This window comes from Treponema bryantii (assembly GCF_036492245.1).
GTDB lineage: Bacteria > Spirochaetota > Spirochaetia > Treponematales > Treponemataceae > Treponema_D > Treponema_D bryantii_C.
Window position 1 is genome coordinate 2,827,748 of sequence record NZ_AP025286.1, and the last position, 17,493, is coordinate 2,845,240.

Here is a 17,493-nt window from a genome sequence, read left to right on the forward strand (position 1 = left end):
GTTGTGTCTTTACAAAAAGTTAATTTTCATACTCATTGCACTTTCTGCGATGGAAAAAACACCGCAGAAGAGCATGTAATTTCAGCCATTGAAAAAGGTTTTACAGCGCTTGGCTTTTCAAGTCATTGTTTTCATCCGTTAAATCCTGATTTTTATAAATCAGTAGACAGTATCTGGCACATTCCTTCTGAAAACATAAAAAGCTATGCAGAGGAAATAAATCGCCTCAAAGCAAAATATGCAGATCAGATTAAGATTTTTCTTGGCTTTGAAGCTGATTATTTTGATTCTCCGATATATGGAACTGCAATTCCAGACAAAGCAAAATACGCTGAGTTCTCGCCAGATTACCTGATTGGAGCCGTGCATTACATCAATACAGACAAAGGCTTTTTCACAGTTGATCACAAAACAGAAATAGTAAAAGAAAATATCGAACGCTTTTATACAAAGGCTGACGGCTCAATTGATGGAAAACAGGTAGTTTGTGATTATTTTGCAGCTGAACGAGAAATGCTTCAGAAAGGTAACTTTGATATTCTTGCACATTCAGATTTGATTCGTATAAGAAATACAGTTTTACATTTCTTTGATGAAGAAGATACCTGGTATAAAGATGAATTAAAAGCTACTGCGAAGGTTATTGCAAAGGCTGGTGTTATTACAGAAATAAATACCGGGGCAATTGCCCGCGGTAATATGGATGATACATATCCGTCCCAGTATTTTCTGGAACTTTTACATAATAACGGGGTACCAGTATGTATCAATTCTGATGCCCACACTGTAAGTAATCTGGATGCAGCCTTTGACCGCGCAGCAGACAATGCCCGCCGCGCCGGCTACTCAGAACTAGTTTACCCACAGAACATTGTTATTAAACTATAGGTTAGCGGTTCTTTCTCTCCTGTGCACTTGCGCAGTTAATACACATAAGTGCATAAGGAAGAACTTCAAGTCTTTCCTGAGGAATTTCTTTACCACATTTTACACAGCGGCCGTAAGTTCCCTGATTGATTCTGTCGAGAGCACTGTCAATCTGCTGAAGTCTATTTGCATCCTGAGTTCCAAGAGCAGTAAGAAGAGTTCTATCAATTACATCAGCAGCAACATCTGCTTCATCTCCAGATTCAACGGTTTTAATAAGGCCACGCATATCTTCACTCTGATCAGCTAATGAAGCAAGAAGAGTTTTTCTCTGTTCAAGTAAATATTCCTTCATTTTTTTAAGAAAAGCTTTGTCCATATTTATAAATCCTCCCAAAACCATTTTTTACTTGTGTTGTCAAGTTATGCTGTTTTGTATATAATAACTAATATAAATGCAAATCGGCAAAAAGACAAATTCTTTTTTGCGATTTTTTTTAAAATTTTTATTATAAAGGGAACCTATGGCAAAAGAAGAAGCTATTGAAGTACAGGGCGTAGTAAAAGAGGCCCTTCCTAACACAACTTTCCGCGTAGAACTTGAAGGCGGACACATTATTCTCGCACACCTTTCTGGAAAAATGAGAAAGCACTACATCAGAATCGTTCCTGGCGACAGTGTAAAAGTTGAGCTTTCTCCATATGATTTGAACAAGGGACGTATCGTTTTCCGCGAGCGCTAATAAACTGCTGTCAGCCTTTGTTGACAGATAAAACAATATCTGATAAGGTTTACACACTATGAAACACATTGTCCGTTGGGCACAGAAAATCAATTCCTCTACGTTGGCTTACCTTTATTATAGCTATGATTTTCTCTCTACTTATGCGGAAACAGCACGCTAGTGTGATTGTGTTTTACTGATTAAGGTAATTACAAGGCTTTCCGTAAAAAGGAAAGCCTTTTTTTATTGCAGGTTGATAATATTTTTATCAACCTGCAAAACGGCTGAGTCAAGGCTTTAAGCGAAGCGTGCCTTGACCAGACGTATATCACGATTTTGTAAATAAGGAGATTATACTACTATGACATTATTCGAAGATCTAAAATGGCGAGGTCTTATTAAAGACGTTGCAGGCGAAGAAGCTGATTTGCAGAAAGTTTTGGACGGAGCTCCATTCGCTTTTTACTGGGGAACAGACCCAACTGCCGATTCCCTTCACCTCGGCCACTATTCTTCTCTTTGTATGGCAAAACGCCTCGCTAATGCAGGACATCACCCGGTTCTTTTGTGCGGTGGTGCCACAGGCCGCATTGGTGACCCACGCCCTACAGCAGAACGCGAAATTATTTCAGAAGAAGCTGTAAACGCAAATATCGGTGGAATCCGAGAGCAGATTAAGCGCCTCGTTCCAACTGCAGAACTCGTAGATAACTATGACTGGTGGAAAGACCGTTCATTCCTCGACACACTTCGCGACATTGGTAAATATATCAGCCTGAACTACATGCTCGACAAGGATATCATCCGCCGCCGTCTTGAAACTGGAATTACCTTTGCAGAGTTCTCATACATGCTTCTCCAGGGCTTTGACTTTGTTCACCTCTTCCAGGAAAAGAAATGTATCATGCAGGTTGCAGGTTCTGACCAGTGGGGAAACATCACAACTGGTGTAGACCTTATCCGCAAAATGCTCGACGGACAGGCATATGCCTTCACAATGCCACTGATTCTTGACGCAACAGGAAAGAAGTTCGGTAAGTCAGAAGGAAATGCTCTCTGGCTCAACAAGGACAAAACTTCTCCATACGCAATCTACCAGTACCTCATCAACGCTGATGATAACCTGGTTCTTGATTACCTCAAGGTGTTCACATTCCTTGCAAAGGAACAGATTGAAGAAGTTTACGCTCAGCAGCAGGCTGCTCCAGAAACCCGTATTGCACAGAAAACTCTTGCATGGGAAGTTGTTAAAGACCTCCACGGAAAAGAAGAAGCAGACAATGCAGTTATGGTTTCTGAAAAGCTCTTCAAAGGCGAGTTCAAAGGCCTTTCTGTAAATGATATTTTGATGGGACTTAAGGGAGTTCCAAACTTTGACTTTAAGGAAGAACTTCCACTCGTAGACGTACTCGTAAACAACGGTATGGCAAGTTCAAAACGCGAAGCACGCGAATTCATAAAGAATAATGCTATCTCTATCAATGGTGAAACTGTAAATGATGAAACAAAGATTATCACTAAAGATATGGCACTTGAAGGAAAGATAATTATCTTCAGAAGAGGTAAAAAGAAGTATTATATAGGACTTATCTAGTTCTTAAAAAAAGGTTGCGAAATTCGCAACCTTTTTTTATTGTACTGGGGATTATCTGGATGTCTTAAATAATCCTTTCAAAGATCTTATTATTCCAGTTATACCATTAACAATCACACCAATACAGATAATCGGGCCGAATGGTATAATAAACCATGAAAATCTAAAGAACATCATACCAACTAAAGTTTGAAGTACCTTTAAAACAAAGTTTGAAAAATATGAACTTCTGGTCTGATTTTCTTCATCATGTGAATAATTATATTGAGAATAATTTCCTCTTGAATTCTGAGCCTGCTGATTATAGCTGCGTCTCTGAGCACCATTAAACCATTCCCAGAAATTATCATCACCAAAAGGATTTGAATAAGTATACTGATATTGTCTCTGATACTGCTGTTGAGTAGAACTGTTGCTGTAAGCATTTTCTGAGGAATAACCACCAAGATCATAATTACGACGTTTTGCTTCGTCTCCAAGAACATCATAAGCAGCACTTATCTGCTTGAATTTTTCTTCTGCAGCAGTATTTCCTGGATTTCTATCCGGATGGTATTTAAATGCAAGAGTTCTATACGCCTTTTTAATTTCATCAGCTGTAGCATTTTTAGAAACGCCTAGTATCTCATAATAGTTGCTCATACTTATAAAATAATAAAAAACTTCATACGTTACAAGGCAAAAATCGCAGAACCATTAAAATTTGAAACAAAAAAAGAGACAACCTTAAAAGGCTGTCTCTTTTTCAGATCATATCAACCAGAAAATACTATTAAATTGTGAATTTAACACCAACAGAAATAGTACAAATGCCTGCAAGGGTACAAATTAATGCTCCCTGATAGTTTGTAATATTAAAGTATTCTCCCCCACCTCCCATAAACAATGGAAGTCTAACCCGCCATGTCAGCCCAAACACATTATTGAAATTAAAGCCTCCACGGTAATATAAAGATAGTGTATGAATCGCCGGAATATCCATATAAGCCGCTTCATCAGCAACCTTATTCAAAAGATTAACATAAGAAGAAGTTAGAATTAAATACTCTAAACCAAAGGTTGCTACCGGACCTTTATCAAAAGGATTTGTACAATAACCTACAGAAATTGCAGGAGCAACTCCAAATCCTTCACCAGTAAAACCAGTAGAAATAGCAACACCAAGTTCAGCATCCAGATTATAGATATTAAATCCAATAGTTGGTTCAAGCCCCAGAATGGATATTCTTACACCTGGCACAACAGCAAAAATCTTTTCTGATTTTGGCTCATCAAAATCATCTGAATTTGCAAAGAGTGATGGTATAAATGCTGCACACAGAATAATACACAAAAGCAATTTTTTCATAATACACCTCCTCGTATAATTCAATTATCGGTATAAAAACTGAATTCCCGTTAAGTTTATACTGACTTAATGAAAATGTCCAATAATATTATTTTAAGAAGAAAGTTTCAGGCGCACCAAGATAAGACTTAGGCATAGCTTTGTTTGCCTCATGAATAACAATCTTCTCAAGAACAATATTTGGAGTCACAGGACTTACCTTAAGAGAATTCAGACCTGCATGGCAATCAGCATAAACAGTTGCAATACGAATATGATTTGTAATATCTGTACTCCATGGTTCCTGATTATCACCTACAGCAAACTTTTCTGAATCTACTACATCCTTCAAAAATTTTTCACCATTTATCTCAGCGACAAACTGCAGTTTATTATCTTTATAAGCAGGATTTGAAGGATTCAGATAAAAATCAAATGCCATAAGTCCACCTGTTTTTTCAGCAAAATCCTTATCCAAAGCAAAAGCATACTCTACAAATGGAGCTGCATCAGAGCCTGGAGCAAAACTTTCTGTAACAGCTTTAGCCTTTACAGCACCAAGTGTTTTACCATATCCATCCAGAACATCAAAATCAGCAGAACGAACAAAATGAGGTGCTTCAATACTGATATAATCTTCAGTCTGAACAAAAGTACCTGCAGGGAAATTACAGTCAGGAACAGAAGCATCAACATGAATATTTACAAGAATACGGGCTCCATGACCGTCATTTCCTTCTATTTTGACTATTGCTTTTTTATCAGCGGAAGCAGAAAGTTTTTCGCGGTCAATTTTAATTTTGATTGTATTAAGTCCACTCTTACCGTCTGCAGTCAGTTTTTCAACATCATGCTCAACAGTAAACGACAGCCAGTTACATTCTGTAGAAGTATTAAGTTCAATACCTTCAGAATTACAGCAGGCAATCTTTACACAGGCTTCATTCACATCAGGATTTCTGAAGGCTGTAAGCTGAAGGTCTCGTATAGTCCAATCCTGACCTGTTGTATAGAATGAACTGCCTTCTACCCATACTACAGCACGCTTTTTTCGTGTAGGTTCAACATACATATAAACCGGATACTGGTTATTAGCCTCACACCAGTTACGGAAACCGAAGTGCTCAGACCATCCCATTCCATAGAAGCGTCCGCCTCCTACCTTATCACAGGCATCAACGATAGCCATATCGTAGGCAAAACATTCCTTCATTTTATCTGCATAATTATTTGCAACAAGTGCATTACGTTCTGCAAAGAAACGGTTCTTTCCACTGTAAAGCTGCATTCTTAGAACATTCAGGTCACCACAAACAGGGAGATAAACCTGACTGTAAAAGCCAGCCTCCTGTTCTGCAGGGACTGCTTTTAGCAGGGCTTCTGTACGTGAAATCAAATTGTTTGCAGCAGTAAGCATTCGGTTTCCTTCACTAAAGTTTTCTGCTGCAAAAGTATCCGGCTGAATGCACTCTGTACGGCGCATATTAGCTATCTTTGTTGCATTAATAAGGATATCAGCAACCTCTGCTTTCTGTTCATCATTAAAATAATTGAACTGGGCATTAACCCACTGACGGGTATATTCAACAGTTGTAAACTCAGGCTTACTGTAAGTCTCGTAGTCATAAGCAAGATTTAAGAAATATGAAAGAGGGAATTCATTTGTAAGAACATCTCCCATATTAACAATCCAAAGTTCACGGATACCAAACTCATAAGCCGCAGTCATCTGCTCTTTAACTTTTTGCAGATAGTTTGTATTAAACCATTCGTAGCTATAAGGCGAACCATGATAATCAAAATGATAATACATACCATAGCCGCCGTTATGAGAACGCATATGTTCTGTTGGAACAGTACGGAGATTTCCATGATTATCATCGCAGAGCATAAGAGTTACACCCTCAAGCTCAGGATCATCCATAAGCCCCTTTGTGTGCTTATCACCATAGAAATATGGCTCAACCTCTTTGTAGAGAGCCAGCATACGAGGAACTTTCATTATATCTTCATTTACATTTTCCCGGATAAGGCGGTTTTGAGTTTTTATAACATCGCGAAGAAGATTGATATTATCCGCAAGAGTAGCATTCTGCATGATAGCAGTATCAGATTCACCACGCATACCAACAGTAATAACGTTTTCAAACTTACCGTTGCGCTTTAAGCCGTCTTCCCAGAACTTTGTGATTCCTTCTCTGTTTTTCCAGAAGTTCCAGGCATCACCATAAATTGAATCAGGACCACGAACATAACGGTATTCCTCACCATTACGACAGCAAGGTTCGTGATGACTTGCTCCCATAATTACACCCATTTCATCTGCAAGTTCGGCATTTGCAAGTCCTGGACCGTCTAAACTGAACTGTGCAGACCACATAGCCGGCCAGAGATAGTTTCCTTTTAAGCGAAGTAGCAGCTCAAAAATATGCTCGTACATTTTGGCATTAAAACCGCCAAAGTTATGATTTGTAAAATTACCGTAAGCAGGCCATTCGTCATTAATGAAGAAACCACGGAACTTTACAGAAGGCTCTTTTGAAACAGTTACACCTTCTTCCAGCTCTACAGCTTCGCGGTGAGAAGGAAGCACACCAGCCCAGTCAACAAGAGGAGATACTCCCATAAGCTCCGAAAGATGAAAAAGTCCGTAAATAGTACCGCGCTTGTCACTACCGATAATAATCAATTTATCGTTACGAACAGCAAAAATGTAAGATTCGCGTTTACCTGTGATTTTTGAGAATTCTGCAGAAAGTCTGTGTTCTTCAGCAAGTTTTTCTGCGAGTGGAGACTTCCCGAGTGTTGCAAAATATACATCGCCATCACCCACCGATAGAGAAGGCTTTTTTCCTGTCACCCTCTCCACATCAAGACAGACTTTGCAAGCAATTTTTTTTACACCGGAATATTCACATTCATCAAAAACAAAAACATTCCTTCCATCAATTTTTAACATATATACCTCTAAAATAATAATGCCCGGTCTATTCGCAGCAAAACTTTTGCGAGCCGGGCAATAACACAAGTAATATTATATCACAAGGTTACACACTAGTATACCAAATATTTACCACTTAATGCCAGAATTGCAAAAAAATACAGACAGTTATCGTAGTAGCGGCGGCGGCCAGTGCGCATCGGTGTATTCCACAGACGTCTAACCGCACGTTCAGCAGCAGCTCTGGATTCTTTATCATCACTCTTAACCGCCGCCGCAGCCTCGGCCACAGTAGCAATTAAACCGATAGGATGCCTTGCGTTTTTCTTCAATTCAGTTCCATCAATCAGATAATCTTTAAGATCATCAGCTTCCTTACCATCAAAGAAATTGATTATATTAGCCGCAATCTTAGAAAGTGCTGCATTACCGCCAAACCACAGTGCATCAAGACCAACATTTGCAGCAACGCGGTAAGAATCACTAAAGAAAGTTCCGTGATACTTAGGAGGAAGCGGTTCACCATCATCATTTGCATATTCAGAAGCAAGACCTGTTTCCGGATGACATGCCTTCACAAGATATTTTCGACTGGCTTTTGCAGCAGCCTTCCAGTAATCCTTATCACAAGGATCAGCATATTCAGCAAAAAGCTCATAGAAATGAGGAAGGTGGTAAGAAGGGTCTGTAAACGGACAGTTTGGAACAAAACGGATGTGGTGATTTTCTTCAAACCACATTTTATTTTCACTATGAATGGCAACACGAAGAATAGAACGTCCCTCTTCAGTATAATTGAAGATACCTTCACCATTACCCCAGCGGCGTGCAGCAAAGAAAAGAGCCATTGCAAAATATTCTTCACCATCCGGAGCCGGACCATCAGCATTTTTAGTGCCGTCAGGTTTGTTAGACCAGCAGAAATATCCTGCATTAGGTCCAGTTTCCATATACATATTCTTTTTCGACCATTTCCAGATCCGGTCAAAAATATCCTTACGGTTCATCTGTACGGCCATCATCATGCCATAAGACATACCTTCAGTACGTGCGTCATCATTACCGGTATCTTCCATATAGCCGGTATTGTCTTCTGCTTCAAAATAAAAATGATTTGGATTCTTCTGGTCAAAAATATTATTCCAGCATTCAATTACACGGTTTTCTATATCAAATTTAGAAAAGCCGAATTCTTCCAATATACTTTTCATAATTAAAAGCATATACCCGAAAAGTCCGGCCGTCCATAAAGGGAAATTCTTATTATCTATATAGAAAAAAAAGACCCCGAAACGAGTTCGGGGTGACTTTAACTATTTTGCTTTTTTCTGTTCGCTTGGCTTAGACTTAGCACCAGCAACAGCAGCAGCCATCTTTTCGAGGGCCTTATCCTTATCATTAACCATAAGAATTGGCTGTCCAGTAGCATCCAGAGTATCGCGCCAGAGAGATCCTTCAGGATCAACAGCGTTACGATGAGCAGTTACAGCCTTAATTGGAAGGTGAACGAACTTGTCATGAACAAGACCAATTACACACTTTGTCTTTCCGGCCATAGCAGCGTGAACCGCATTGTTACCAAGACGCTCACAGTAAATAGAGTCACTTGCAGTTGTAACAGAAGCACGAACCTGATATGAAGGATCGATATATTTAAGGTTGATTTCGATATTCTTAGCCTTGAAGTATTTTTCAATTTCGCTCTTCAAGAATACACCAATGTCAGAAAGCTTCTTGTTTCCAGAAGCATCAGTAGCACCAGTAGCCTGAAGAAGATCCTGACCAGCACCTTCAGAAACAACGATTACAGCGTGACCACGCTTAGCAAGACGGCGCTCAAGACAAGCAAGGAAGCCGTTCTCACCTTCCATTTCAAAAGGAACTTCAGGAATAAGACAGAAGTTAGTCTCGTGGCTTGAAAGAGCTGCAGCAGCGGCAATAAAACCAGCCTCGCGTCCCATAAGCTTTACAAGACCAATACCATTGATCTGAGAAGCTGCTTCCATGTGAACAGCAGCAACAGTTTCCTTAGCGCGCTGAACAGCAGTTTCAAAACCGAAAGAACGGTCAATAAACATAAGGTCATTATCTACAGTCTTAGGAACACCAACAACAGCGCACTTAAGACCACGTTTTTCAACTTCGCATGCGATATCATAAGAACCGCGCTGAGTACCATCACCACCAAGAATGAAAAGCATGTTGATACCGTCGCGTTCAATACAGTCTACAATTTCACCAACGCGCTGACCGCCACCACGGCTAGTTCCGAGGTATGTACCACCAATCTTGTGGATTTCGTCAATAAGATAGCGGTCAAGCTCAAGTGGCTCATAGCCGCTCTCAGGGAAGAATCCGCGGAAACCGTACTGATATCCCTTAATAGTCTTAACACCGTAGCGTGTATTCAAACAGCGAACAATAGCACGGATAACATCGTTCAAACCTGGGCAGAGACCACCACAAGTACAGATACCAGCCTTAGCGTGAGTAGGATCAAAATAAATCTTCTCACGAGGACCAGCCTTCTCCATAAGATTAGATGAATCAAGCACAACAGGTTTAGTTTTATCGAAAACGTTTACGTTAGAAATAACATAAGAATCGTCGCTTACATAGTTAGCAGTGTAGTCACCGTGAACAGTAGAAAGCTTAATCGGAGACGGAATAGTACAAGGTCCCAGATTATCAATTGTGAAATCGAATTTTTCTTCAGACATAACACACCTCAAAAGAATAGTTAAAATAGAATATAATTTATACGTGTTTTTTTCAATACTTAATCTAACTATATAAATGAAATGAATTAAAACTCAACTTCACACTACTGTCTATATAAATTACTACCCCTTAACAGCCCCGCTTGTAATTCCTGAATATATTTGTTTCTGGCATATTATAAACACAATAAATGCCGGTACCATAGAAATAATTACTCCTGCGCAAATAAGATTATATTTATTTCCCAGTGGCCCAGTAAATGTATATAAGGAAATTGCAACCGTACGAATCTTTAAATCCTGCAGATAAAGATTCGCACAATAATATTCATTATAACAACTAACACCTTTCAAAATTAGGCTTGTTACCGTAGCTGGCTTAAGCAGAGGAAGAATAATACTCCAGTAAATTTTAAAATAAGATGCTCCGTCAATAATTGCAGACTCATCCAGTGAAACAGAAATATTTTCCATAAATTGAATAAATATATAGATGGAAATAACATCTGTTCCCATCATCATAATGATATAGCCATAAAGATGATTTATTAATCCCAGTTTTCCCATAATCGAATAAACCGAAACCTGCATGGCAACTCCTGGCAAAAGAGTGGCAAAAAGAAATAAACGACGAATCAACTTATTTCCCGGAAAACGGAATCGGTTTAATATATAAGCCAGCTGGGAACTAATAAGGATTGAACCTGCAAGAACAAACACAAGAACAATCAGTGAATTAAGAAAAGCCCTGCCCATATTTGCAAGCTTAAAAGCATCAAGAAAATTTCTAAAATATAAAAGCTTTGGCAATACCATTACAGACGTAGACTGGTATTCGTCTGCATTCTTAAGAGAAGTAATGATACATGAAACCAAAGGAAGAATAGTCCAGAAGGCAAAAAAAGCAAGGACAAAATATTTCAAAAACTGTTGAATAATTGATTGATATTTTGCTTTTTCATTAATCATCATATAATATCCCCCTTTCCGTTTCCTGTATCTGCATTACGAAATGCATATTTAAGTACCAGCTTCTGAATAATAGTCACAATAAAAATGATGAGTAAAAGGAATACAGCCATAGCAGATGCGAGTCCAACTTTTTGGCTCGTATGTGCAACCTGATCCATTATGATAAAGAAAGTTCCCGTTCCATTCGCACCTTTTGTAATTACAAAAGGTGGCTCAAAAGCACTAAGAGAACCTGTAATAGAAAGAATGATATTAAGAGTTACAATTGTTTTAATACTTGGAAGTATTATATGGAAGAATTGCTGAACCTTTGAAGCTCCATCCAATTCAGCAGCCTCATAAAGTTCTGCATCAACCGACATAATAGCCCCAATAAAAAGAACCATATTTTGACCAAGATATCTCCAGATTGAAGTTCCTACCAGAGAAACATTATTAAGCCCCTGAGTTTTAAGCCAGTAAGGAAGACTTTCCAATGGAAATCCTATCCAGCCAAGAACAGTATCCAAAACAAAACCATGTGTAAAGAAGAATTTAAAAATAAAACCGATTGCAATACCATTTATCAGAAATGGGAAAAATAGAATTCCCTTAAACAAATTTCCAAGTTTAGTTTTAAAACTAAGCAGAGTCGCCAGTAAAAGAGCAAAAACAAGCTGAACAACAGAACCGGCCATATAATAGAGAGAAATCTTCAAAGAATTAAAAATATCATCTCTTGTAAATAAATCCTTATAGTTTTTAAGTCCTACAAAAGTCCGTTCTCCAATATATTTCATTTTATAAAAGCTGTAGGATACCATTTCGCCAAAAGGCAGATAAGTAAAAGTAAAAAGAAGAAGCAGCGGAATTGTAATAAAGGCAGAAATGACAAGCCATTTTGAATAACGCATATTTATTAGAATTTTTTTCATAATATTTCCCAGAAGGAGGACTGCAGCAGTCATCGCTAAAACCACTGCAGTCCAGTTTTCTTTTAGTTATGTTTACTTTTTACAAAAGAATTAGTATTTAATTTCAACTCCTTCGCTTACCTGAGCATCAGACCAGGCCTTATTCCATTCATCCATAATGGCATCAAAGGTTTTTGTTTTGTTTGCAGCATGTTCAATAATCTGCTGAACCTTAAGATTTCCACCAGCATTAATATTAAGTTCTGACTCAGAGTTAAGTGTATTGAATAAATCTGATTCTCCATCTACCGCAGGATTATCTGATACAAACGCAACATTATTTTCAGAGAAGGCTGCATAAGCTGCAGGATAATTATTGTCACCAGCTGCAATAGGAATACCGCCTTCGTTATAAGCAAATCCAGACTTTTCTGTAAACCACTTTACAAAAATCATAGCAGCATTTCTGTTATTCTCAGAAGCCTTAGCATTAATACCAAAACAGTAATCTGGACCAGCTGATGCATACTGTTTACCATTAATTGTGATTGGGAAAGACATATATCCAATATCATCAGGATTAGGACCAGCACCCTGCATCTGAGTAAATGCCCATGAACCAAGCACCATAGTTCCGATTTCTCCACGGTTAATCATACCCTTACAACCTTCCCAGTCTGTAGTGGTATAATCATTCTCAATGTATTTACTGGCAGCTGCATCATAGAGAACCTTATAAACTGCATAAGCATGAGTACCATCACCATAATTCTTAAATGGATTCTTTGTGTGAAGAAGAACATTATTCATGTAGTCTGCATCACCTGTCGCTGAACCACCAACATAAGCATCCCAGGCACCCATTGTCCAGCCTGCAGCATAATTTGTGTAAAGAGGAATAGCATTTGTTTTTTCTTTGATTAACTTAAGATCTGCAATAAATTCTTCAGTTGTTTTTGGAAGCTGAGTGATTCCTGCCTGCTTAAACACTTTTTTGTTATAAAGAACACCCTGAGCATTTCCTGTTGAAGGAACTCCATAAACTTCCTTCTCATATTCCCAGTTTGTAGCAAACTTAATCTGCTTTTCCATAGTTGCAAGGTCACCAAAAGAAACAAAGTAATTCTTGAGTTCTTTTTTATCTATTGCAGGAATCATCATAATGTCGCCCCAATCACCACCCTGCAAACGTAGAAGTGCTGTACTTGCATAATCAGTAATGCCTTCAATTTCTACTTTGATGTTGGGATAAAGCTTATTGAATTCTGCAAGATATTTTGCAAATGTCACACCAGAATACGAATCCTGAAGCATATCGGTTCGATGAGTCAGCAATTTTAATGTAGCCGAAATATCAGAACCCGTTTTACCAAGCTCAACATCTGCATACTTAAATGATTTTCCTTCATTACTACTAGAGGAAGGACTTTTTTTTGAACATCCAGAAAACCATAAAACAAATGTCACAGCCATAATAGCTGACACAACTTTAACTAACTTTTTCATTAAAATATCCTCCTAATAAACTTTTAATGTTTTAAGTTATTTTAAGTGTATCATTAATTGTTTTTAAAGCAAGTTTAATTTGTTTTTTAAGTAAATATTAAACGTTTAATTAGCAAGATTTTTTATGATTTTGTACTTTTTTCTTTGGTGGTTGAGTAGGCAAAGCCATATTGAAACCTCAGTTATGAGATCTCAGCCCAATGGTTTCGATACACTCGCTTCGCGAGCACTCAACCATCGTATTATTTTAAGAATTTTTAAAATAAAAAAGCCGGCGGCTTGGAAAGCATAGCTTTCCTGTCCGGACTATCGGATGAGCCTAAACAACGCTCCACCGGAGCGTCGTTTTTAACGGCTCTCAGATTTACGGTCTACTATGTCGGTCGGTTTCACCGACCTTACCTTGTTTGAGAGCTTTGCTCTCAAACAAGCCCATTTATTTTCTGAACTCTCAAAACTTTACATCATGATATAAAACTTCCCGAGTTCGTTCGTTCCGGGAAAGATCTTCCGAGGATTAATTAATGTAAGGATTTCTTAAAAGATTTTAGACAAAAAAAAGCCGGCAGCTATCTACTTTCCCGGAACGAATCCAGTATCATCGACGTAAGAGAGCTTGACTTCCGTGTTCGGAATGGGAACGGGTATTACCTCTCCACTATGGCCACCGGCATTATTAACAATACAAAGTTACGAAGAGTGTTGGACGATTTCTCGTGCACACAGGACGGATTATTTAGAAGTGTTCGTTTTGAACGGAAACGATGATATGGCCAAGTCTCACGACTTATTAGTAATGCTCGGCTGAACGCCTCACGACGCTTACACCTGCATCCTATCAACCTGGTAGTCTCCCAGGAGTCTTCAGGGAACTTAAAGTTCCAGGGAAGTCTAATCTTGAGGTGGGCTTCCCGCTTAGATGCTTTCAGCGGTTATCCCTTCCGGACTTAGATACCCAGCACTTACCCTTGGCAGGATAACTGGTAAACCAGAGGTTCGTCCACTTCGGTCCTCTCGTACTAAAAGCAGCTCCTCTCAAACTTCCATCGCCCATAACAGATAGGGACCGAACTGTCTCGCGACGTTCTGAACCCAGCTCACGTACCACTTTAATTGGCGAACAGCCAAACCCTTGGGACCTGCTCCAGCCCCAGGATGTGATGAGCCGACATCGAGGTGCCAAACTTTCCCGTCGATGTGAACTCTTGGGGAAAATCAGCCTGTTATCCCCGGAGTACCTTTTGTCCGTTAAGTGATGGCCTTTCCACTCAGCACCATCAGATCACTAAGACCTACTTTCGTACCTGCTCGAATTGTCACTCTCGCAGTCAAGCCTCCTTGTGCCTTTACACTCGTGCTCCGATTTCCAACCGGAGTGAGGAGACCTTCGCGCACCTCCGTTACTCTTTGGGAGGCGACCGCCCCAGTCAAACCGCCTGCCTAACATTGTCCCCAATCCTGCTTCAAGGATAAGGTTAGAAATCCTGTTCATCAAGGCTGGTATTTCACCATTGACTCCGCGCAACCTGACGGCCACGCCTCACAGTCTCCCAGCTATCCTACACATGATAAACAGGATCCCAATATTAAGTTACGGTGAAGGTTCACGGGGTCTTTCCGTCTAATTATGGGTATCCGGCTTCTTTACCGGAATATAAATTTCACCGAGTCTCGCGTTGAGACAGTGCCCAGAATCGTTACACCATTCGTGCGGGTCGGAACTTACCCGACAAGGAATTTCGCTACCTTAGGACCGTTATAGTTACGGCCGCCGTTTACAGGGGCTTCGATTCAATGCGTCAGATTGCTCTTGACATCTCCTCTTAACCTTCCTGCACCGGGCAGGTGTCACCACCTATACGTCCCATTGCTGGTTCGCAGATGGCTGTGTTTTTGATAAACAGTCGCCTGGGCCTGCTTTCTGCCGCTCACTATCATTTCTAACGTGAGCCACACTTCTTCCGAAGTTACGTGCGCATTTTGCCGAGTTCCTTAACGCGAGTTCGCTCGTGCGCCTTAGATTACTCATCCTTCCTACCTGTGTCGGTTTCCGGTACGGTTTAATTAGCCACACTTAGGAATTATTTCCCGGCACCTTGATTACGTCCGCTTCAGTTGCACTTTCTGCTTCCTCGCTGTAACGACTCATCTCAGAGCTTCTTTTAACCAGCTCCTCAGCAACTCGTCGCTTTGACCGGGACAACCGTCGCCCGGCCGGATTTCACCTCATGCGTCATTCCATAAAAACTAATTAAGTATTGGATTATAAACCAATTTCCCATCGACTACGACTTTCGTCCTCGCCTTAGGGGCCGACTTACCCAGGGCAGATTGCCTTTACCCTGGAAACCTTAGGTTTTCGGCGAGCGGGGATCGCACCCGCTTTTTCGTTACTTATGCCTGCATTCTCTCTTGAATCTCCTCCAGAACCCCTCACAGGTATTCCTTCATCAGTTAATTCAATGCTCCCCTACCAATCATTACCTATGTAATGATTCCGGAATTTCGGTTTCATGCTTAGCCCCGTTACATTGTCTGCGCACGGATGCTCGACCAGTGAGCTGTTACGCACTCTTTTAAGGAATGGCTGCTTCTAAGCCAACCTCCTGGCTGTCTGTGCATCCGCACTTCATTTCACACTCAGCATGAATTTGGGACCTTAATTGCCGGTCCGGGCTGTTTCCCTCTCGACTACGAACCTTGGCGCACGCAGTCTCACTCCCATACGCTGAATACCGGCATTCGCAGTTTGATTGAAATCGGTAGGATTTGACTCCCCCTTTTCCATCCAGTGCTCTACCTCCGGCATTTTTGTATGAGGCTGTCCCTAAAGGCATTTCGGGGAGAGCCAGCTATCTCCAGGTTTGTTTAGCCTTTCACTCCGTGTCACAGGTCATCACTACCTTTTTTAACAGATTACTGTTCGGCCCTCCAACAGGTTTCACCCTGCCTTCAGCCTGCCCATGACAAGATCACCTTGGCTTCGGGTCTGCGTCATGCAACTTTTCGCGCTGTTCACACTCGCTTTCGCTCCGGCTCCAGAACTTCTATTCTTTAGCCTCGCTGCATAACGCAACTCGCAGGTTTATTCTACAAAAGACACGCCACTACCCTTGCGGGCTGTGACATCTTGTCAGTCTATGGTTTCAGGTTCTCTTTCACTCCCCTTACCGGGGTTCTTTTCGCCTTTCCCTCACGGTACTTGTCCGCTATCGGTAGCTGTTCAGTATTTAGCCTTGGATCGTGGTCGACCCGGATTCTGACAGGGTTTCACGTGCCCCGCCATACTCAGGATACCGCTGAAGACTCTTTCATTTCGGATACGTGGCTTTCACACTCTCTGACGCTCCTTCCCAGAAGCTTCTCCTATAAAAAAGTTTTCTCTAAACTTCGTATGCGGTCCTACAACCCCACTTAAGTGGTTTGGGCTTCTCCCCGTTCGCTCGCCGCTACTTGGGGAATCTCTGTTGATTTCTGTTCCCGAGTTACTTAGATGGTTCACTTCACTCAGTATTGCTCCTGTGTCCTATATATTCAGACATTCAGGTGATATCATCGCTGATACCGGATTACTCCATTCGGAAATCCGGGGGTAAACGGATATGTGCTCCTGTCCCCGGCTTATCGCAGCTTATCACGTCCTTCTTCGCCTGACAGCTCCCAGGCATCCGCCATAGACCTGTATTCGCTTGGCCATATCATCTTTTCCGCTCTTAAACTTAAACCGGGATTTTCGTGTGTGTACATTTTCTAACCAAGCAGTACACAATCCCTCGCTTACAAGCGTTTCTTCTCGTTAATGCGTCTGAAGATATTCCCGCATTAACTTCCGTCCTTCCTTCGTAATTTCAAAAAACTTCGTACATCCAGACTTTCACATCCTTCAGTACCTTTTGTATGTTCTTTAACATACCAGAGAAAGAAATAACTGACCGATTGTTTTGTGTG

General features: G+C 40.5%; 12 protein-coding genes and 2 rRNA genes. 3 read left to right on the forward strand and 11 right to left on the reverse strand.

What is annotated here, in order from left to right; genetic code table 11:
* Positions 1–3 precede the first annotated feature (3 nt).
* Positions 4–888 carry a histidinol-phosphatase gene (locus tag AABJ44_RS12505; protein WP_338369385.1) on the forward strand — a complete coding sequence of 295 codons (885 nt, stop codon included), beginning with the start codon at positions 4–6 and terminating at the stop codon, positions 886–888.
* 1 nt (position 889) lies between these two features.
* Here the strand turns inward: AABJ44_RS12505 and AABJ44_RS12510 are convergent, their stop codons facing one another.
* A complete protein-coding gene (locus tag AABJ44_RS12510; RefSeq protein WP_074642008.1) occupies positions 890–1,246 on the reverse strand; it encodes a TraR/DksA family transcriptional regulator in 357 nt (118 codons plus the stop codon).
* Positions 1,247–1,391: 145 nt separating this feature from the next.
* Between AABJ44_RS12510 and infA the strand changes: the two genes are divergently transcribed.
* Positions 1,392–1,610: a translation initiation factor IF-1 gene (gene infA / locus AABJ44_RS12515; protein WP_074642006.1), complete on the forward strand. Its 219-nt coding sequence runs from the start codon at positions 1,392–1,394 to the stop codon at positions 1,608–1,610.
* Between the two features lie 343 nt (positions 1,611–1,953).
* Positions 1,954–3,186 (forward strand): tyrosine--tRNA ligase, encoded by a 1,233-nt coding sequence (gene tyrS / locus AABJ44_RS12520; protein ID WP_338369387.1) that lies wholly within the window; start codon positions 1,954–1,956, stop codon positions 3,184–3,186.
* Between the two features lie 51 nt (positions 3,187–3,237).
* On the opposite strand, the gene AABJ44_RS12525 is transcribed toward tyrS, so the two are convergent.
* From AABJ44_RS12525 to AABJ44_RS12570, 10 genes are all read right to left on the reverse strand, one after another.
* Entirely contained in the window at positions 3,238–3,828 is a 591-nt protein-coding gene (locus AABJ44_RS12525) for a J domain-containing protein (RefSeq protein WP_338369388.1), read from the reverse strand.
* Between the two features lie 130 nt (positions 3,829–3,958).
* Positions 3,959–4,534: a hypothetical protein gene (locus AABJ44_RS12530; protein ID WP_338369389.1), complete on the reverse strand. Its 576-nt coding sequence runs from the start codon at positions 4,532–4,534 to the stop codon at positions 3,959–3,961.
* 88 nt (positions 4,535–4,622) lie between these two features.
* Positions 4,623–7,472 carry a glycosyl hydrolase 115 family protein gene (locus AABJ44_RS12535; RefSeq protein WP_338369390.1) on the reverse strand — a complete coding sequence of 950 codons (2,850 nt, stop codon included), beginning with the start codon at positions 7,470–7,472 and terminating at the stop codon, positions 4,623–4,625.
* 95 nt (positions 7,473–7,567) lie between these two features.
* Positions 7,568–8,665 carry a family 8 glycosyl hydrolase gene (locus AABJ44_RS12540; RefSeq protein WP_338369392.1) on the reverse strand — a complete coding sequence of 366 codons (1,098 nt, stop codon included), beginning with the start codon at positions 8,663–8,665 and terminating at the stop codon, positions 7,568–7,570.
* 102 nt (positions 8,666–8,767) lie between these two features.
* Positions 8,768–10,174 carry an ATP-dependent 6-phosphofructokinase gene (locus tag AABJ44_RS12545; RefSeq protein ID WP_338369393.1) on the reverse strand — a complete coding sequence of 469 codons (1,407 nt, stop codon included), beginning with the start codon at positions 10,172–10,174 and terminating at the stop codon, positions 8,768–8,770.
* Positions 10,175–10,297: 123 nt separating this feature from the next.
* The gene (locus AABJ44_RS12550; RefSeq protein ID WP_338369395.1) at positions 10,298–11,146 is read right to left on the reverse strand and encodes a carbohydrate ABC transporter permease; all 849 of its coding nucleotides are present in this window, start codon (positions 11,144–11,146) and stop codon (positions 10,298–10,300) included.
* Positions 11,143–12,060 carry a carbohydrate ABC transporter permease gene (locus AABJ44_RS12555; protein WP_338369396.1) on the reverse strand — a complete coding sequence of 306 codons (918 nt, stop codon included), beginning with the start codon at positions 12,058–12,060 and terminating at the stop codon, positions 11,143–11,145. Before AABJ44_RS12555 ends, AABJ44_RS12550 begins: the two co-directional genes overlap by 4 nt.
* Before the next feature lie 90 nt (positions 12,061–12,150).
* Complete coding sequence (locus AABJ44_RS12560; RefSeq protein ID WP_338369398.1) at positions 12,151–13,545, reverse strand: ABC transporter substrate-binding protein; 1,395 nt, start codon at positions 13,543–13,545, stop codon at positions 12,151–12,153.
* Between the two features lie 560 nt (positions 13,546–14,105).
* Positions 14,106–14,217, reverse strand: a 5S ribosomal RNA gene (rrf, locus tag AABJ44_RS12565).
* A gap of 97 nt (positions 14,218–14,314) precedes the next feature.
* Positions 14,315–17,240: ribosomal RNA gene (locus AABJ44_RS12570) — 23S ribosomal RNA — on the reverse strand.
* Positions 17,241–17,493 lie beyond the last annotated feature (253 nt).